The sequence below is a fragment of the Sphingobium sp. LMA1-1-1.1 genome, assembly GCF_040676365.1.
GTDB lineage: Bacteria > Pseudomonadota > Alphaproteobacteria > Sphingomonadales > Sphingomonadaceae > Sphingobium.
Window position 1 is genome coordinate 178458 of the sequence record NZ_JBEGHS010000023.1, and the last position, 17162, is coordinate 195619.

Here is a 17162-nt window from a genome sequence, read left to right on the forward strand (position 1 = left end):
TCAATACCCCTCCAGATACTGAACATATTTGACCGTTACCAACGCTTTGCTCGGTATTCCGTCCTTGAATAAACCAAATCCACCATGCCTATTACGAGAAGCACACAAGGCTTCTTCGATAATAGCCATCTGCTCTTCCGTTAAGGTATGTCTCGCCACCAAATAATGTGCCCAGCCACCGTATCCCGGATATTTCAATTTTTCTTGGTCTGTAAAGAATTCACCACCAATTGACTGACATTCAAACGAAAATACCGTTTTATCGGTATCTATTTCCTTAATGGAATACCAAAAATTATCTCTTCCTGGAGGAGGAGATTTCATCAGATATAGGCCATTTTCTTTGTCTAACACCGGACCTTTTTCTTGCCATGACCATGCCATTATTTGAAATCCTGTAAAAAATTATTTATTCATTGAGCAAGAAGAATTCTTTGCAAACGAAGCTGCGCTTCCACTAATCCAGTAATGTTAGGTTGACCACCTAGCGGAACGACCCGCCCCTTAGCGCCATTGCCGGTTGAGGGCATGTAGACCCACATCGTCCCGCCGCTGTCGCTCGCCGCTTGCCTGTAGAGCTTCATCGCTCGGGCTTTATCCCGCGGGACACCGTTGCCTTCTTCGAACCTTATGCCGAGGTCGAGTTGGGCCTGCTTGTCACCATTCTGTGCCCGTTGCGCGAGTTCCTGCAATTCCGATGTAGTTTGAACAGGCGCTAAGGATATGCCCATATAGCTGGAACCAGCGCATCCGGCCGTGCTTAGAAGAACTGTGCCAATCGCACACAGAGCCAGCTGGCTCCAACAAGGTGCCAGTTTCATCGCTCCCTCCCGGCTTCATCCAGCGACTGTACGATGGGTGAGAGCAGATACTGAATAATCCGCCGCTCGCCCGTCTTGATCTCAGCCTGCACAGCCAGCCCAGGCCCAATCGGCTGATCCTTCCCAGCTACCCTTATCGTCCGCTGGTTCAAGCGAATGCGCGCGGCATAGACAAGACCCGGCTGGACCGGTCGGTTCTTCTCATCCCTGAGCGCCGCCTGCTGGTTCTGCTCGATCGCATCGCGGCTGATCGTCTCGACCATACCTTCGATCAAACCATAGTCTGTAAACGGATAGGCCTCGAGCTTGACCCGCACCTCCTGCCCCTCGCGCACGAATCCTATGTCCTTGTTGAGGATCATGGCCTCGACCTCGACGTCACTTCCATCCGGTACAATCACCATGATCGGCTGCGCAGGCTGGACCACGCCGCCTATGGTTGTAACCGCGAGCTGTTGCACCGTGCCACTGACCGGCGCGCGCAGTTCCTGGAATGCTCGACGACGCTCCGATTTGTGCAGTTCCTGAACCGCCAAGGCCGACTTGTCAGTAGCTTCGGAGAGTTCGGTCACCGCGCCCTTGGCAAAACCTTCGCGCAGCTTGGAGAGTTCTGCGTCCAGCGCGCCCATTGCGGCACGCGCCTTGGCAGCGGCAGCCCGCTGAACCGCGATATTCTGGATATGCTCGAGGCGCAGTTGCTCATATTCGAGAGCCTTCAGCTTCGAGTAATAGCCCCTCTCCGCCAGCTCATTGCGCGCGGCAAGTTGACGTTCCACTAGAGGCAGGGTCATTTTCAGCTTGGCGATTTCCGCTTCGGCGGACGACAGTTCAGCGGCCTGCTGCGCGCGCTGCTCACCCAGACTCGCGCGCTGCGCTTTATACTCCGCGATGGCAGCACGAACGAACTGGGCCTGAGTGGAGGATACATCCGAAGGCGTCCCAAGAGGCGCGATGAAGCGACCCGGTCTACCGGCGAGATAGGCCAGCAATGCATCGTTGCGCGCGCGGATCACATTGGCGAAGAGAAGCTGCTGCCCCGCTTGCGCTTCATCGGCTCCTGCCAGGGTCGGATCGAGTTCTACAAGCAACTGCCCCTTTGTGACGTGCTGACCGTTACGCACATGGATGGCACGAACCGAACCGATTTCGATGGGCTGGATGATCTTTACGTTGGCGGATGGAATAACCTTCCCACTCGCGACCGCGACGACATCCACCTTGCCGATCGCGGACCAAATAAGGGCTATGGTGAAAAGACCGCAGAGCAGAAGAAGGAGCATGCGCAGGCCCGGGCTGGGCGGCTTCTCCATGATCTCCAATGCCGCAGGCAGGAATTCATGGTCACTGATCGGACGCTTGGCCTTGTCCGCCTCGTTCTGCATCGTCCAGCTGATCTTCAGCACCCGCCAATGATGGCTGAGCGTCGGGAAGGTCGCTGCGGCCCAGGCCTTCATGCCACCTGTCCCATCTGCTTGGTGTAGAGCTGCGCATAGCGCCCCCCGGACTTGCGCAGGCTTTCATGATTGCCAATCTCGGTGATCGCTCCTCCCTCGACGGTGACGATGCGATGGCATTGGCGAACAGCCGAAAGCCGGTGGGCAATAATGATGACCGTACGGCCTTGCGCGATGCGGCGAAGGTTGGTCTGGATGATCTCCTCGCTCTCGGCATCGAGCGCACTGGTCGCTTCATCAAGGATCAGAATGCGGGGATTGCCAATCAGCGCCCGCGCGATGGCCATACGCTGGCGCTGCCCGCCAGAGAGGTTGCCGCCCCGCTCGTCAATGACGGTGTCGTAGCCGTGCGAGAGTTCCAGGATGAAATCATGCGCACCCGCCAGGTTTGCCGCAGCCATCACCCGTTCCATTGGCATGGTGGGATCGGCAAGCGCGATATTCTCGCGCACCGAGCGGTTGAACAGGATGTTCTCCTGCAGCACCACGCCGATCTGGCGCCGCAGCCAGGCAGGATCGACAAGCGCGAGGTCGGTGCCATCGACCAGGACGCGCCCCTGCTCAGGGACGTAAAGGCGCTGGACCAGCTTGGTGAGGGTGGACTTGCCCGAACCCGACGGTCCCACAATGCCTAGCATCTCGCCCGCCTCGACCGTGAGGCTGACGCCGCGTAAAGCTTCGGGCGCATCGGGCCGATAGCGAAAGCGAACCTTATCGAACTCGACCTTGCCCCGGATCGGCGGCAGGCCGGCGCGGTTGGGGTTATGCTCAGGCTCGGCGGGCGTGTTCAGCACATCCCCCAGCCGGTCGACGGAAATGCGGACCTGCTGGAAATCCTGCCAGAGCTGCGAGAGGCGGAGGATCGGCTGCGCGACGCGTCCCGAGAGCATGTTGAAGGCAACCAGCGATCCCACGCTCAGATCACCCGCGATCACCGCCTTCGCGCCGAAATAGAGGATGGCGACTGTCGTCAGCTTGGAAACGACCTGGATGAGATGGCTGCCCCAATTGGCGAGCGTCGCCACCGCAAAGCCGGTATTGGTGTAGCCGGCAAATTGCTTTTCCCATTTGGCGCGCATCTGCGGCTCGACCGCCATAGCCTTCAAAGTGCCTATGCCGGTGACGCTTTCGACGAGAAACGCCTGGTTTTCCGCCCCGCGCTTGAACTTCTCGTCCAGCTTAGCGCGTAAAGGCGGCGTAATGACGATCGAAATGGCCGCGTAGATGGGTATCGACAGCGCCACGACCAGCGTCAGCATCGGGCTGTAGAGATACATGACGATGAAAAAGACGATGGTGAAAAAGAGGTCGATCACCACGGTCACGGCGTTCGAAGTCAGGAACTCCCGGATTCGCTCCAGCTCCCGCACCCGCGCCACGCTGTCACCGACGCGCCGCGCCTCGAAATAGGAAAGCGGAAGGTTCAGGAGATGGCGGAACATGCGCGCCGACAGCTCGCTGTCCACTCTGTTGGTGGTATGGGCAAAGAGCCAGTTACGAAGGGCTGAGAGCAGCGTCTCGAACAGAAGAACGGTCGCAAGACCGATCGCCAGCACATCGAGCGTGGTCATTGACTGATGCACCAGCACCTTGTCGATCACGAGCTGGAAGAAGATCGGGGAAACCAGTCCCATTAGTTGCAGGAAGAAGGAGCCGATCAGCACATCGCGCAGGGCGCTGCGATATTTGACTAGCGCGGGAATGAACCAGCTGATGTCGAACGGGCGCGACGTCCCTGCCATCTGCTCGCGCGTGGTCATCAACAACAAGCGTCCGGCAAAACGCCCATCCATTTCACCGCTGGTCCACACCTCCGGCTTGTCGCCATCACCGCGCTGGACCAGGAGACGGAGAGCCTCCTCCTGCTGATCAACCTTCAGCAGAATGACGACTTGTCCGTCGCGCAGTTCGGCGAGTGCGGGCAAAGGCAGCTTCGCCAGATCGGCAAGCGAAGCGGAGCGGATCTTTGCAACGATTTTCAGCCGTTTTGAAATCCGCGCCAGATCCTCCAGCACATAGCCGTTCGCAGGCTCGCCATGATCGTGCGCGATCTGCGCAGGATCAGCGGGAACCCCGAGAAATTTCGCTAAAAGGACAAAGGAGGAAAGGACAGAATCCGAGAAGGAAGATGTTTTGGAACTTCCGTCGAATCCGCCACCCTCAACGGCAGCGGACGTCATTCAGGCTGGGTGGTTTCAGCCCGGGCACCGCCCACAACAAGACCCTCTGGAAAATTGATAGACCGAAACAAACGACATCCCCCGCAAAATCACCCAACGTGCGAAGGACACGACCCCTCATATTTATTCCCCCGCATCTCCTTGGCTATCAAATCCAAAATGGCCCCGCAATCAGTTATTTAGCGATGGTATAACTATTTACTCCGAAACGGAGGAATCTCTCGCCGGGCCAGTCGGCACGAATCGCATGATGAACAATCTGCCGTTGTTGACCATGCAAGGACGACATAAACCTCGGCGCTCCGCTGGTCCTCACACTCCGATCCCCAGCCCTCGGCCGCGCCCCAGGTCGATCCCATGGTTGAACGCGAGCTCCGCCCCCAACCTTCGCCCGCTGTCGATGGCAATGCCGAGTTCACGCTTGCGGTTGGCTAGGATCGATTCCACCTGCGGATCGCGCTCCAGCGATCGCGCCATCGACCGCATGCCATCCTGACAGGTGCGGCGCCGGTCATAGTCGCCATCGACATAGGCGCGCTCCGCGGCTTTGGCGTAGCGGTTCCAGCGCTCGACGAAACGGTCGGCCCTGAGGTTCGGATCGGTGCGAACTTCGCGCTCCTGGACGATGGCCAGGCGCGCTGGCTCCGTGTCACCCCGCGCGGCTCCGGCGGCCAATGACGGGTTACGGCCATAGGCGGTTTCCGCGTCGAGCGCCGCATGGTCGCGCAGGCCGTTCAGCTGCTGCCTGGCTTGTTTGAGTTCGTTTCTCTGATCCGGCGTCATTTCCGCGCCCTGATCCTGCATCGAGAAGATCGCCTGCACGACGCGGGCATGCCGTGCGATCGCACGATCCCGGACCTCCATGATGCTTTCCGCCGGTTCGGCCATGGCAGGCTGATCGGCCCGCAGCTCCAACCCTTCGAAGGGAGACCGGGCGGGTTTTGGTGCAGCCTGCCGCTCTGGCGCGGGTGACTGGGCATAATCCGACGCCATGTCCTTGCCGCGCTCGCGGCTGAGGGCGCGCGCCAGCCTGCCGCGATCGGCAAAATCATTCTGGCCATAATGGAGGTCGACCGTGCCGCGATGGCGTGAGAGCGCGACATAGGCGGCATGGCGATCGAGCCCCGGCGTTGCGAGCACATGCACCCGATCCACGGTCATGCCCTGTGCCTTGTGGATGGTGGCGGCATAGCCATGATCGATCGCGGCATAATCCTTCACGTCGAATGCGACGGCACGGCCATCGTCCAGCATCGCCGTCATGCGCAGCTGATTGACATGCTGCACGGTGGCAAGGGTGCCGTTCCTGACGCCCAGGCTGCGCTCATTTTGCAAGAACATGACCCTGTCGCCGGAGGCAAAGCTGCGCGTTCCCCGTTCGACCGTCAGGCTGACCTCCTGGCCCAGCCCACCTGCGCCGCGCAGCCGGTCGCGAGCCGCCTCGTTGAGTTCGCGCACCTCGTCATTGGTGTGGGTGAGGATAATGCGACTCGCTTGCGGGTTAGCACCGCGATCCCGGTCCCAGCGGTCGATCAGCTCCTCACGTGCTTGGCTGCGCGTTGCGGCGGCATGGACATGGCCGGCTTCCTCATAAGCTGACAGCGCCTCGCCGGTCCGGCCCGTGGCCAGCGCCCGAGCGGCTTCACGCTGCCATTCCTCCTGCTGGCGGCGAATGGAGGTGATCTCGACGCTACCATGCCGTTCTGCGACCGAGCGGAACGCCGCCCCCGCCTCGATCGCCTGGAGCTGTTCGGGATCGCCGACCAGCACGACCTTGGCGCCGTGCTTTTCGGCTTCGCGGATCACTCGCTCCATCTGCCGGGTACCGATCATCCCGGCCTCGTCGATGACGAGGATGCATTTGTCGGTCAGCAGTTCACGATCCTGACTCCATTGATGTTCCAGACTGGCGATGGTGCGGGACGTGATGCCCGACCCGCCTTCGAGATTTTCCGCGGCGATGCCCGACAGCGCCGCGCCCTGCACGGTATAGCCCGCCTGCTCCCACGTCTCACGCGCCACGCCCAGCATCGCGCTCTTGCCGGTGCCGGCATAGCCGATGACATTGCTGAGGGCCTTGGGGCTGGTCACATGCTCGAGCGCCCCGCGCTGCTCGGCGGAGAGTTCCATGCCTCGCTGCGCTGCCTGCGCCAGTGCGCGATCGACATGCCGCGCCGCGACGCCATGATGGCGGCGCGCATCGAGCGTGGCGGTGGCACGTTCAAGCCGCTGTTCGGTCTCCAGCATGGCGCGTGAGGTGAAACGCTGTTCACTGCGGCCATCCTTGCCCAGCGCGACAAGATCTGGCGACGCCTTCACCGCCGCCATTACCGTATCGAACTGATCCTTCCCTTCGCTGTGGCGATGCACGAACATCGCTAGGTCACGGGTGGTGAAGGTGGCCTGTCCGTGGGTGATCGCGTCGAGCGCGATGGCGGGATTGGCAATGATCCGCTCGCCATTGGCGCGGGCAATGGCGTGATGCTCTTCCAGCCGCTCACTGTCATGGCCTTGGCAACCCATGCGGGAAGCGGCGGGACCGATCTTGTTCTGGGGCTCCAGATCGATGCCTTGGGCTTCCAGGCTACGATGATCGATCCGCGCATCAATATCGAGTTCGGCGAGGCGGGTGTTCACATGGGTACCCCAAGCTTCGCGCCAGTGCGTGAGCAGTTCTGTCCGGTTCCAGTCGCGGACCTTGGCGCCAAACCCTTCTTCGGTCACCTCGCGTAGGCCGAGCATCACATGGGCATGGGGCTTGGACTGCCCGTCAGGGCCGACATCCCAATGGACATTGAGATCGGCGACCATGCCGCGATCAACGAACTCGCGTTGGACGAAATCACGGGCCAGCGCGATGCCTTCCGCTTGGTCGAGCTCGCGTGGAATGGCGAACTCGATCTCACGGGCGAGTTGCGCGTCCTTGCGGATTTCGGCTGCCTCGACATCATTCCACAGCTTTTCCCGATCGCGCCATGCTTCCGGCGCCCCGTCCGGCAGCATCACCTCGCTGTGGACGACGCCCACCTTATTGGAGAAATCATGATGTCGGCCAAGCCGCTCATCATGGAGGCGCGAGGCCGAACGATAGGCGGCCGCCGCCAGCGCCGACGAACCGGCAGCGCGGGAAATGATCTTGGCGGAGAAATGATAGATCGCCATGGCGACATACCAATTACCGCTAAAAGCGCACGTCGGCACGACGTATAAGCGCGCCCTCGAAAGATTTCATCAATCTCGGGATGCGGCAATCTCATGAAATATCAGAGCATTGCCGCTGATCGAGAGGAACGATAACTGGAATGTCCTTTCGTTTACAAGAAGGACATTCTCCATGCGTAAGCCACGCGATCCCTCGACGCCGCTCGGGAGAGCCTATGATGCCGAACTCAAAGCGCTGACCGACAAAGCGAGACAACTCAGGCTTCGCAAGCAGAGCCAGTTGGGCGAGCTGGTGATGGCGACCGGCGCCGATGCGCTCAGTGCCGAAGAACTGGCGGGCGCACTGCTCGCCATCGCCACGACCAGCGACAGCGTGAAGCGGGAGGCGTGGCGCAAGCGGGGCGCCGTCTTCTTTTCAGGGAAAGGAAACGAGGCTGGCCATGGGGCTGGCGATAAGCCGGGCGGCGCTGCGGCGGGTGACGACCGCCCGGCACCGGCTGCTGGCCAGACAGGCACGCAATGACAAGCGGGATTGGCAGGTGAAGCGGCGCGAACGCACCCGGCATCTGATCGAGCTTGGCGGCCTTGTCATGAAGGCGGGACTGGTCGAACTTGTCGACGACGATCGCGCCGCCATCCTCGGGCTGCTCGGCGAAGCGGCTGCAAGGCTGCGGGCTGAGGATCGTGCGCAACAGTTGCTGCTTTGGCGGCGGCGCGGCCAACGCATGTTTGCGGCCGCATCCTTGCCGGTTCAGGACTGAACCGTCATAGGGCAGGCCATGGACGAAGAAATGAAAGTCATCATCCTGGGCGTGATCGAACGCGCACCGCAATGGATTCGGCATGATCTTGCGGCGAAGGACGCGGCCGCTCGCGCCCGTGCGGAAGAAACACTGGCGGCGATGATCGCCGATGCGCTGGGAAAGGACGGCAGCACCGCCGTTTGAGGGGCGAGCTGCGGATCAACCCGCTTGATGATCCTTCATGTCAACGCGTCGACGCTTTCGATCGGCAGGGTCGAGCCGGGGTGATAGTCCGATGGACGCATGTTCCACACGACCGGCGGCAGTTCGCATATCGTTGGCTTGCGGCCTTGGATTTCAGCAAAAACCCCGGTGAGTTCGATCCGGTAGTCGCTGCTGAAATCGGGGGCATTGGGGAAAGGCGCAGGCAAACCGGTCGCCGCAAATTCGATCTTGATGCTGTCAACGGATTGCGCCGGAATCGGGAGATGCAAAAGGCCGCCAGCTTCCTTTGGCCGAAATATATGGTTGCGTGCATGCGGCCGATCTGACTGACGCAAAACAAGCATCGCGGTGTCGAAGCGAATGACGGCCTTGCACGGTGTCCGCGTCAGATTCCGCCATAGCGTCAGATGGAGGCGGCACTGATCCATCGTCGTGCCGGTCATCGACACTTGCGGCGCTACGGTGATGATTGAAGTTGTGGGGCGGTGACGAAGCCAAAATCCGATCCGGAAGAACGGTCGGGGAAACCAAGGGCGTGGCATTCGCACCAACAAGCGTCGCCAGCCCATTATAGTAAGAGCGGACAGCAGTACGGCACCGGCGCCAATCACAACAGACAGGCCCAGAGGCTCCGGCAGCTTGGGAAGAAAATCGGGCAGCAGATGATCCAGCACCCAATAGGCGATCGCCGCTAGGGAAGGCAGGGTCAGATATTGCGCGATCTTTGCCCGCCATGACCATGCGCCGGTTGCCATGCTATCACCCCGCCTGACGCGCGGTTGCTTCAAGTTGGGCTATACGTTCGGAACAGATAGCGTGTACCACGCGGCCGAGTTCCTCGACCTGTTCGCCGAGCCACGCCAGTTCTTCCTCGGTAATGCGGTAATGCTTGGCGTATCTCGCCTTCACATAGGCTTCCTTCAGCTTCTCGAACCGTCCGCGCTGCTGGCGATTGTCGCGCGGCCAGACATGGCAGAGCCGCCGGTCGATCCGTTCGGCCTGTGTCCGCAGGAACGCCAGATTGTGACTGTGTGGCGTATGGAATGTGCACGTAAGAAGAACGCAATTGTAGAGTCGTTCGGCCGCTTGGTGTAAAAGGAATGCTGCGTCCTTTAACCGACCTTGCTGCTGACTGAAACGCGCAGTTTCAAGCATACCGGAAGCGTTTGGCATCCACTCTTCAAAATATTCCTTCGCCATCTCCAGCGCCGCATGTGACGTCTTGGGCTTGGGCTCGAAAAGCTCGCTGTCTTCTGACTCGTAAAGGGCGATGCCGTCCTTCGCGACGTCCATGAAAAAATAGCGGCCATGGGCAAGGCCGTCATTCACCTCGTCAAGGGTGTGGACGATGAAATTGACCGGGGTCTTGATGGTGCCGGTAATGCTATATTCGCGGATCAGCCGGTCATCGAGCTTGGCCCAATATTTGACGCGGTCCGTGAGCCGCTTGTCGCTGACGATGATGAGCAGATCATAGTCGGACTGGTAGCCCTTGGCGGTGTGCGGTTCGTCAACCCATGTGCCGCGCGCGTAGCTGCCGTAGAGCAGAATCTTCTGGATGCGGCCTGCCTTCTTCCACTCGTGGCGCGACAGGGAAAAGGCATCCTCAAACTCCTCGAAGATGATCTGGATGATCCGCTCCAGCTCACGCTGCTTGTTGGCAGGAAGATGATCGAGACCGGTTTTCATGGGGTTGATCCTAGCGAGGAGAGAGCGATGCGCCAACCTCGCCCGGCACGAACCGGGCGAGGCAGTCTTGTCAGCGAAACCAGCGCCGCCAGCGATGCCGCGCTGGATCGCCCAGATTGCGGCGGAAATTGGCGAGAGCCTGAGCGAAGAGCCGTTCGACCTGCCGGTTGGAAAGACCTGTTCGTTCGGCAATTTCGGCATAGCTCAGGGCATCAAGCCGGATGGCCAGAAAGATATCGCGCTGGATACGGGGCAAGCGAAGCACCGCATCCTCCAGCCGCGCGATCAGGGCCGGATCGTTGCTGTCGTTCATCGGAATTCTCCCGACAGGAAAAACCGGCGGCATTGCTGCCGCCGGTCGAATCAGGCTGCCTGGGCCAGCGGGGACGGTTGCGGCGCGAGGGATGCGACCAGATCGGCCAGCAATACGCTGCGCTCAACTGTGGGGACACCACCGCGCTCGGTGTAGGCCGTGGGCGGAAACACCATCCAGCGGGGCACCCAGCCTTCGACTTTCGCCCGGCCATTCTCACCGATCAGGCAATCGCGGATGATCTGCCGCTTGACCTTGCCGATTGCCCCTCGGTTAGCGGCTACCGCTTCCTCACCCGCAACCTCGGTCAGGATGTCGTCCAGCACTTCCCGGTCGCGCAACTGGTCGAGCAGGGCATCGTCGCAGGTCCATGCCTCACGCATGTCGATGCCAAGATGCAGGCCCAGCAGATCGACAAGGGTACTACCTGCTTCCAGCGTTTCGGCCATGACGATAGCCAGCACCTCCTGCACTGCCTCGTCGGACAGGGATGCCAGGCGGACGAACAGGCTTGCCACGCCATGATCGCTTTCATAGCCGCCGGTGACGGTCGAGGTGTCGGGATCGAAGCCGAGCAGCGCCAGCACCGCCCGCCGCCGCGCATCGAACGCCGTTTCAGAAATGCTCGTCTCGATGTTTTCGGCAACCGCCTCGTTCACCGCCCGCTGCGGTTCGACCGATACCCGCCACAACGATGATCCCACGATAGCATGGGCCACCATCAGGCGCAGGGCCAGCGACGGGGAGCCAGCCACCGCCGCCCGCACGACGGCATGACGATGAAGGTCCACATAGTTGCGGATGGCAGGACCGATTTCGGGGCGCACCGGCTTTTCGGTCACAGTCTCACCCGCTGCCTGTTTCCGCGCCTCTCTGATCGTCAGATAGCCCTCATGGAAAGTGACATCGCCGCGTGATCCCACAGCAATGAAGACCTTGCCGCCCTTGCGCTTGGGGGTGCGTTCATGATCCCAGCTATGGAAGGGTTCGCCAACGGGAAGGATGACGACATCCTGCCATCCGGCTTCGCGATAGGCGTCGGCCCGCTCGACAATGGCCGCCTCCTGTGAGGTCCAGAATATGGACGCATCGGCAAAGTAGCGCTCCTCTCCGAAGAGGTCAGACACGATGTTGCCCGGAAAGCTGGCCAGATCGAACAGGGCTGCGCTGACCGGGACGGATGCACCACCGCAGGCCCACGCTTTCAACCGGGAGCCGGTTGGGCAATATGCTTCCGGATCGTCCAGCAGAGCCAGCCACTCACGCTGCCGGACCTTGGACAGCAGGGTCAGATGCCGAACGGTCGCGGCATCGATCTCATTCTGGCGATAGAGATTACGGATGCGAGGCAGGAGATTGCCCAAGGCCAGCGTCCGCTTCACCTGCAATTCGGTAAGACCGAAGGTAAGGGCTATATCCTCCACGTTCCGCCCTTCGCGCACCAGCCGGGTGAAACTTTCCCATCGCGTCACTTCGTCCGGATCGAGCCGGGCCACATTCTCGATCAGCGAGGCTTCCAGCGCCGCCGCATCGTCGCCTGCTTCCATGATTGCGCATGGCAGGGCTTCGGCTTCACCGCTTTCCTGTGCAATGGTCAGCGCCGCTTGGTAACGCCGCTTGCCCGCGACGATCTCGTAGCTGTCAAGACTCCCATTCTGCCGTACGATCAGCGGCACCAGCACACCCCGCGCCCGCACGGAGGGCAGGATATTGGCCAGATCAGGGGTCTTGCCCTTGGCCCGCATATTGGCAGGCGAGATGGACAGATGGGCGATGTCGATATGCTTGAGTTCCATTTCCTTCACTCCTTCAAAACACCGCAACCGGCGCCGGATGGCGGGGGGAGCGGCAGGAGCGACCCAAAGGCCCGTCGAGGGAGCCGGGCTGCACCCGCAGGGGCGCAATGGAATGGAGCACTCAGGCGCAGCCTGAGTTGTTGCCCGGCGCGACGGGCCTAAGGGCAAGCGACGCTCCCCCCGCCAGATCGACGCCGGAGGCCAACGCCAGCGCGCACAGCGCGATGACCGCATACGGACCAACGGGCCGCCCCAAGCCCGAATCGGGCAACTTGCGCGCTGATCTTCAGCGCGCTCCGCAGCTCCTTCCCACCTGAAAAGGCTCCACAGCCGCATCGCCGATGGCCGCAAAATCCATCGGCAAAATTTTTCTGCATACGATCTGGCCCGCCGTGAACCGACATGGTCCGCCATGGCCCGATTTGACCCAACGCCCTGATTCTCATGGGCTTGACGCAGCCAATGCCGCTCACAATCCTGATGCTCAGGGGCAAGCAAACCGCATCGCAGCATACAGGAATTTGCTATGACCGCTCAGTTCCCCGACCGCATCCTCCGCCTCAACACCGTGCTCGACCGCACCGGGCTCAGCCGGGCCACCCTCTATCGCAAGGTGGCGGATGGCACCTTTCCCAGACAGGTGCGCATTGCCACCCGCTGCATGGGATGGCGTGAGTCCGCCATCAACGACTGGCTCAAAAATCCCATGTTTTATAGCGTCGAGGATGGTTGACCCCGCATTCAGTCCGTTTTGGTGCCAGTTGGCATTGTGTCGGCACTGGCTCGGCCTACATTATTCTCACCGCTCTTTCCCCTTGAGTGCGGCAACTACCTTGAACTCGTCCCCGCCGTTGAGCTTGCTCCGGCGGGGCAACTTTCCTTCGGGTGCGTGCACATCGTTGATAATCACATGCCGACATGCGTCCCGGCCGCGCTTGGGATATTTGCGACAGTCGAGTTCGGAACGCGACAGCGTCGAATTCGACCGGCGCCCGAGAGCGGGCCGACGTCCGTTCGCGCCGATTTAGCGGTCGTTCTCGGGCCCCGGTCGAAGCGTCGATAGCTACCCCTCATTCAGGTGTCGTGGAGCGGCCGTATGCGGTGCGGAGACGGTCAAATTTCGCCTTACGAGACGCTCACCGGTCGATTTATGCCGCATGCGCCCTCAGCGGCCTTCGAGCGGGCAAAGCGCAAAGAGTGCGATCCTGATCATCGACTTTCTCACCGCCCTCGACTTCCCGGAAAGAATTGCAACCGCTTGGTCGACGCAATACTACGCATTGGTGAAGACGGGAGTAAAAGAGTGCAAAAGCTGATCGTTGTCGAAGGGAAGAAGGGATCTGGTAAAACGTCCGCAATTCACGAAGCAGCGAAGCTTCTAGGCTGCGGCCTCACAATCAACAGCCCTGCGGATATTTTTATGATCACGTATCTCAAGCTTGGTACAACCAAATTTGGCATCGGGATCGCAAGCTCAGGTGACAGTGCGCAGATCATCAAGGAGAACATAGACGCTCTATACCCCCACCACCTCGACTAAATTATCACCGCGTGTAGCGCGCCACGCGCGGGCATGCCGGTCCTCCAGGGGTTCGCAGCACTTGAGAGAGCTCAATTGGTCACCATCCAGTCCACCTGGCAACAGAACGCGACAGCTCAGCAAATCGGCGCGAAGGTCGCGGCCATTGCTCAGCAAATTCGAAGCCAGATTCCCTGAGTGCTTGAAAATTGCCGGCTCTTCATACGCCGGGATCGCCAACATAGCCGACGTTTGTGGCGCTTCGCCTCACCGTCGAAACCGGCCGTTCATGCACACGGCAAATTATGGCGCCCTTGGCCGATCTCAGGATCGCGGGTTACTGGCAACGAATCGGGAAAGCTGCCCTTCCCTCGTAGAGGAAGCCGCCGCGCCGCAGTCGACCAGTTTTTGCCGCTCAAATCCGCATCACAATTTCCGGTTAGCGGACATTGCGTCAATGACGATGCACCGGCATAACCTTGCCTATGAGCGAGTATGAATGGGTTAAGCGGCCGCCGAATATCTTAGAACGCATTATCGCTGGTGCGTTTGTCGCTGTGCTTCTCTTGGCGTCTGCAAGCTCTTATGCCGGATGGCGTATTTTTGGCGAACATGACGGCAAGGTAGCCATAGGCGCAACCTTTGTCGGCGTCATCCTGATCAGGCTGTTGCCACAAGCGAGGCGTAAGCCGCCAGCCTGATTACGACCAGTATTTGCCATTTGATTGCAAATAACCTGTTCCAGAACCGGACTAAGCGGGAGTTTGTTCCGGCCCATATAACGGTTCAGGAACAGTCCACGCAGAAGGCAAATCTGAGAAATTACCCCACAGCTTCCACTCACCACTAGCTGCATAAAACGATGCCAGTCCCCACTGGGGCGGATCAGGCCAGCCGAACCAATCCCGATCAATCAAAAATAAAACTTCATCGCCAAACTCGGCAATGAAACCCGTTCCCATCTTTCGCGCCCAATCGTGGTCGTCTCCGAGTGCAGATATCGCTGGCCAGTCGTTTAGGCCTGCGCGCCGCCAAGTAAGTGGCCAGCTTGCGCGTTCGCGATACCCCTTCTTCATAGAACGTGATCGCAAAAATCCCGCCTTCCATGGGTTCGCTTCCCAAAACATTTGTGATTGGGCCTCTTGTGTCTGATCGCCCCCTTTATGCTCCGAAAGCCGACAGGCTGCAAACCACCCCTCGCCAGCCATCGGCGGCGCTGGTTCGCAAGCGGCCCGCTCAATTGGCGACCTTCCGGTTTAGAGACGGCCAGCTGCCGGGCAGCACGCGCCTGAATAGCCGACGTTTGTGGCGCTTCGCCTCACCGTCGAAACCGGCCGTTCATGCACACGGCAAATTATGGCGCCCTTGGCCGATCTCAGGATCGCGGGTTACTGGCAACGAATCGGGAAAGCTGCCCTTCCCTCGTAGAGGAAGCCGCCGCGCCGCAGTCGACCATTCTTGGTCACTCCGTCAGATCGTCGGCATCGCTGAAACCGGCCACTCTTTCGGCTGGCACGTCGGACGCCGGATGACGAAATCGTGGTGGTTAGCTTCCGTCCGGCTCGATGCGGTTCAATCGCACAAATCGCGCTGCGGCTAGGGTCAGAACGAGCAAACATGTAAAGTATCCGACCGCCAGCATGTCATTCGGGACAAAACCACGCAACGGCTCCGTCAACAAAAGGATCGGTGAAGTATAGGCCGCCACGATCCACCAGCCCAAATTGCCGTCATACTGCCAATCCAAGGCGCTGCTTACAAACATGGCCAGCGGGACGGACCAAAGATAGCCTACAAGCCACACCAGAATCATCGTGCGTCGTGTTAGCTTACCGATCATGTGAAACTATGAGCATTATGCGCGATTGTCCGCAAGTGGGCGATTGTTGCCGAATGTTTTTTCCGCGCAGCGACAACTATCGCCGGTCACGCTTCCAAAACCCGACCTTCCGCTAACCACCCAGCATCGTCGTTCCCGTCCTGCGGATCACCGCGTGCCGCCTGTAAGCCGCTGGGCCGGTTCAGGCGAGGAAAGCCGCCCAGCGGCACGCGACCATTTTTTGCCGCTTCCGTCGCTTCGCGGACTTGCCGATTGCGGACGTTCCCCTTCGTGATATTTTCCGGTCCATGAAAGTACGTCAGAAGAAGCTACGCCTGACCGAAGCGACTGCCCACTACCTGCGGCAGATCGGGCGGAAGGCGCAAAAAGGCGAGGAGCCGAACGATCGCGGCTTTGATCGCAAGCTTGATGAAAAGCTAAAGCGGATGCGGCCTGAAGACGTCGATGCTCTTTTTCGCGGAGAAGACGACTAGCGTTTCAACGGCGGCTGCCGACCATTCTTGGTCATTGCGTGATGTTTCCAGAAACCCTGAAACCGGACATCTCAACGCTTCGAAAACATCGATTCAAACATGGCCGCTGGCATAAGTTTGACATGAACGGCTCCTTGATCCCCTATCCCATCCTGCACTACGTTTCGGGGAGCCTGGAGCGAAATGAGCATGTAGCCATCGGGTGCTTTTGAAACGAAAAGCATGTCAATGTCTGAGCCGGGGATGGTGTTTTCGTGGACAACCTGGAATCCACCAGCCTTCAAAAGTGCGGCAACCTTGGTGCGAACTTCCACCGTCTGCTTTGTGTTAGCCAACACCACATGACAGGCTCCCGGACTGTCCCCGACCCCGATAAAAACTTCGTCTGGCTGCGCCTTCAGTCGAAACCATGTGGGAACCCGATTGAAATGGGCCTTCACCGTTGGGGGGACTTCTGACGTACTTTCGAGGAGAAGGCTCGCCGCAGTCTCCTGTGTTGGCGGCTTCCCTCGCGCCGTTTGAAAGCAAACATCGGGAATAGCGTTAAAAAACCGCGTAGCAAGGTCGGCGGTGCCCGCTGCCTGCGCCTGCGAAGGGCTAGCAACTAAGAGTCCCATAATACCCAGCACTGCCATCTGGCGCATACACATATCTCCCTTACGGAAGCGCCTAACCAATTCTGCCTAATTTTCTTTAAAGATAAGGTTCTGCTTTTAGGCAAATTTGATCCAAAGCCGCCCTTCCGCCATCCACCCTCGCCAGCCATCGGCGGCGCTGGTTCGCAAGCGGCCCGCTCAATTGGCGACCTTCCGGTTTAGAGACGGCCAGCTGCCGGGCAGCACGCGCCAACATAGCCGCCGTTTCGGTGATCCGCCTACGGTCCTACAAGGCGCCATTCGTTCATCCTCCAAACCAATGGCGGCTATCCCAGAGCCCAGATACTTGTT

Annotated in this window: 18 protein-coding genes; 6 read left to right on the plus strand and 12 right to left on the minus strand. The window is 59.9% G+C overall.

Going from position 1 to position 17162, the window contains the following annotated elements; translation table 11 throughout:
- From MRBLMA1_RS12255 to traA, 5 genes are all read right to left on the minus strand, one after another.
- A complete protein-coding gene (locus tag MRBLMA1_RS12255; protein ID WP_363737124.1) occupies positions 1 to 384 on the minus strand; it encodes a hypothetical protein in 384 nt (127 codons plus the stop codon).
- Positions 385 to 413: 29 nt separating this feature from the next.
- Positions 414 to 821: a hypothetical protein gene (locus MRBLMA1_RS12260; protein WP_363737125.1), complete on the minus strand. Its 408-nt coding sequence runs from the start codon at positions 819 to 821 to the stop codon at positions 414 to 416.
- Positions 818 to 2224, minus strand: coding sequence for an HlyD family type I secretion periplasmic adaptor subunit (locus tag MRBLMA1_RS12265; protein ID WP_363737126.1), 1407 nt, complete (start codon positions 2222 to 2224; stop codon positions 818 to 820). The genes MRBLMA1_RS12260 and MRBLMA1_RS12265 overlap by 4 nt, the downstream gene beginning before the upstream one ends.
- 47 nt (positions 2225 to 2271) lie before the next feature.
- Positions 2272 to 4455, minus strand: coding sequence for a type I secretion system permease/ATPase (locus MRBLMA1_RS12270; RefSeq protein WP_363737127.1), 2184 nt, complete (start codon positions 4453 to 4455; stop codon positions 2272 to 2274).
- Positions 4456 to 4767: 312 nt separating this feature from the next.
- Positions 4768 to 7617 (minus strand): Ti-type conjugative transfer relaxase TraA, encoded by a 2850-nt coding sequence (gene traA, locus MRBLMA1_RS12275; protein ID WP_363737128.1) that lies wholly within the window; start codon positions 7615 to 7617, stop codon positions 4768 to 4770.
- 172 nt (positions 7618 to 7789) lie between these two features.
- On the opposite strand from traA, the gene MRBLMA1_RS12280 reads away from it, so the two are divergent.
- The 3 genes from MRBLMA1_RS12280 to MRBLMA1_RS12290 are packed head-to-tail and all read left to right on the plus strand — an operon-like array spanning position 7790 to position 8564.
- Positions 7790 to 8140 carry a conjugal transfer protein TraD gene (locus MRBLMA1_RS12280; protein WP_363737129.1) on the plus strand — a complete coding sequence of 117 codons (351 nt, stop codon included), beginning with the start codon at positions 7790 to 7792 and terminating at the stop codon, positions 8138 to 8140.
- Between the two features lie 16 nt (positions 8141 to 8156).
- Positions 8157 to 8378 carry a conjugal transfer protein TraD gene (locus tag MRBLMA1_RS12285; RefSeq protein ID WP_363737130.1) on the plus strand — a complete coding sequence of 74 codons (222 nt, stop codon included), beginning with the start codon at positions 8157 to 8159 and terminating at the stop codon, positions 8376 to 8378.
- An 18-nt stretch (positions 8379 to 8396) separates the two neighbouring features.
- Complete coding sequence (locus MRBLMA1_RS12290) at positions 8397 to 8564, plus strand: DUF6771 family protein (RefSeq protein WP_363737131.1); 168 nt, start codon at positions 8397 to 8399, stop codon at positions 8562 to 8564.
- 35 nt (positions 8565 to 8599) lie between these two features.
- Here MRBLMA1_RS12290 and MRBLMA1_RS12295 read toward each other — a convergent pair whose 3' ends face one another.
- The 4 genes from MRBLMA1_RS12295 to MRBLMA1_RS12310 form a co-directional block, all read right to left on the minus strand.
- Complete coding sequence (locus MRBLMA1_RS12295; protein WP_363737132.1) at positions 8600 to 9340, minus strand: hypothetical protein; 741 nt, start codon at positions 9338 to 9340, stop codon at positions 8600 to 8602.
- Between the two features lie 4 nt (positions 9341 to 9344).
- Positions 9345 to 10274: a HEPN domain-containing protein gene (locus MRBLMA1_RS12300; protein ID WP_363737133.1), complete on the minus strand. Its 930-nt coding sequence runs from the start codon at positions 10272 to 10274 to the stop codon at positions 9345 to 9347.
- Positions 10275 to 10344: 70 nt separating this feature from the next.
- Positions 10345 to 10587: a sigma-70 region 4 domain-containing protein gene (locus MRBLMA1_RS12305; protein WP_363737134.1), complete on the minus strand. Its 243-nt coding sequence runs from the start codon at positions 10585 to 10587 to the stop codon at positions 10345 to 10347.
- Positions 10588 to 10637: 50 nt separating this feature from the next.
- Positions 10638 to 12383: a ParB/RepB/Spo0J family partition protein gene (locus tag MRBLMA1_RS12310; protein WP_363737135.1), complete on the minus strand. Its 1746-nt coding sequence runs from the start codon at positions 12381 to 12383 to the stop codon at positions 10638 to 10640.
- Between the two features lie 526 nt (positions 12384 to 12909).
- Here MRBLMA1_RS12310 and MRBLMA1_RS12315 point away from each other — a divergent pair.
- Positions 12910 to 13116 (plus strand): helix-turn-helix transcriptional regulator, encoded by a 207-nt coding sequence (locus MRBLMA1_RS12315; RefSeq protein WP_363737136.1) that lies wholly within the window; start codon positions 12910 to 12912, stop codon positions 13114 to 13116.
- A gap of 570 nt (positions 13117 to 13686) precedes the next feature.
- Positions 13687 to 13923, plus strand: a complete 237-nt coding sequence (locus MRBLMA1_RS12320; protein WP_363737137.1) for a hypothetical protein — start codon at positions 13687 to 13689, stop codon at positions 13921 to 13923.
- Between the two features lie 731 nt (positions 13924 to 14654).
- On the opposite strand, the gene MRBLMA1_RS12325 is transcribed toward MRBLMA1_RS12320, so the two are convergent.
- On the minus strand, positions 14655 to 14864 hold the full coding sequence (locus tag MRBLMA1_RS12325; protein ID WP_267252537.1) for a hypothetical protein: 210 nt from the start codon (positions 14862 to 14864) through the stop codon (positions 14655 to 14657).
- Between the two features lie 584 nt (positions 14865 to 15448).
- Positions 15449 to 15742, minus strand: a complete 294-nt coding sequence (locus MRBLMA1_RS12330; protein ID WP_363737138.1) for a hypothetical protein — start codon at positions 15740 to 15742, stop codon at positions 15449 to 15451.
- A gap of 287 nt (positions 15743 to 16029) precedes the next feature.
- Here MRBLMA1_RS12330 and MRBLMA1_RS12335 point away from each other — a divergent pair, with 287 nt between their 5' ends.
- Entirely contained in the window at positions 16030 to 16215 is a 186-nt protein-coding gene (locus MRBLMA1_RS12335) for a hypothetical protein (protein WP_192670121.1), read from the plus strand.
- Between the two features lie 71 nt (positions 16216 to 16286).
- Here MRBLMA1_RS12335 and MRBLMA1_RS12340 read toward each other — a convergent pair whose 3' ends face one another.
- Entirely contained in the window at positions 16287 to 16859 is a 573-nt protein-coding gene (locus MRBLMA1_RS12340) for a hypothetical protein (protein WP_363737139.1), read from the minus strand.
- Positions 16860 to 17162 lie beyond the last annotated feature (303 nt).

Bases quoted from the DNA above. Each gene is read 5' to 3' on its own strand.
- MRBLMA1_RS12280 (WP_363737129.1), top strand. From the start codon at position 7,790: ATGCGTAAGCCACGCGATCCCTCGACGCCGCTCGGGAGAGCCTATGAT.
- MRBLMA1_RS12340 (WP_363737139.1), bottom strand. From the start codon at position 16,859: ATGCGCCAGATGGCAGTGCTGGGTATTATGGGACTCTTAGTTGCTAGC.
- MRBLMA1_RS12255 (WP_363737124.1), bottom strand. From the start codon at position 384: ATGGCATGGTCATGGCAAGAAAAAGGTCCGGTGTTAGACAAAGAAAAT.
- traA (WP_363737128.1), bottom strand. From the start codon at position 7,617: ATGGCGATCTATCATTTCTCCGCCAAGATCATTTCCCGCGCTGCCGGT.
- MRBLMA1_RS12290 (WP_363737131.1), top strand. From the start codon at position 8,397: ATGGACGAAGAAATGAAAGTCATCATCCTGGGCGTGATCGAACGCGCA.
- MRBLMA1_RS12305 (WP_363737134.1), bottom strand. From the start codon at position 10,587: ATGAACGACAGCAACGATCCGGCCCTGATCGCGCGGCTGGAGGATGCG.
- MRBLMA1_RS12295 (WP_363737132.1), bottom strand. From the start codon at position 9,340: ATGGCAACCGGCGCATGGTCATGGCGGGCAAAGATCGCGCAATATCTG.
- MRBLMA1_RS12335 (WP_192670121.1), top strand. From the start codon at position 16,030: ATGAAAGTACGTCAGAAGAAGCTACGCCTGACCGAAGCGACTGCCCAC.
- MRBLMA1_RS12310 (WP_363737135.1), bottom strand. From the start codon at position 12,383: ATGGAACTCAAGCATATCGACATCGCCCATCTGTCCATCTCGCCTGCC.
- MRBLMA1_RS12270 (WP_363737127.1), bottom strand. From the start codon at position 4,455: ATGACGTCCGCTGCCGTTGAGGGTGGCGGATTCGACGGAAGTTCCAAA.
- MRBLMA1_RS12315 (WP_363737136.1), top strand. From the start codon at position 12,910: ATGACCGCTCAGTTCCCCGACCGCATCCTCCGCCTCAACACCGTGCTC.
- MRBLMA1_RS12330 (WP_363737138.1), bottom strand. From the start codon at position 15,742: ATGATCGGTAAGCTAACACGACGCACGATGATTCTGGTGTGGCTTGTA.
- MRBLMA1_RS12325 (WP_267252537.1), bottom strand. From the start codon at position 14,864: ATGGGAACGGGTTTCATTGCCGAGTTTGGCGATGAAGTTTTATTTTTG.
- MRBLMA1_RS12300 (WP_363737133.1), bottom strand. From the start codon at position 10,274: ATGAAAACCGGTCTCGATCATCTTCCTGCCAACAAGCAGCGTGAGCTG.
- MRBLMA1_RS12260 (WP_363737125.1), bottom strand. From the start codon at position 821: ATGAAACTGGCACCTTGTTGGAGCCAGCTGGCTCTGTGTGCGATTGGC.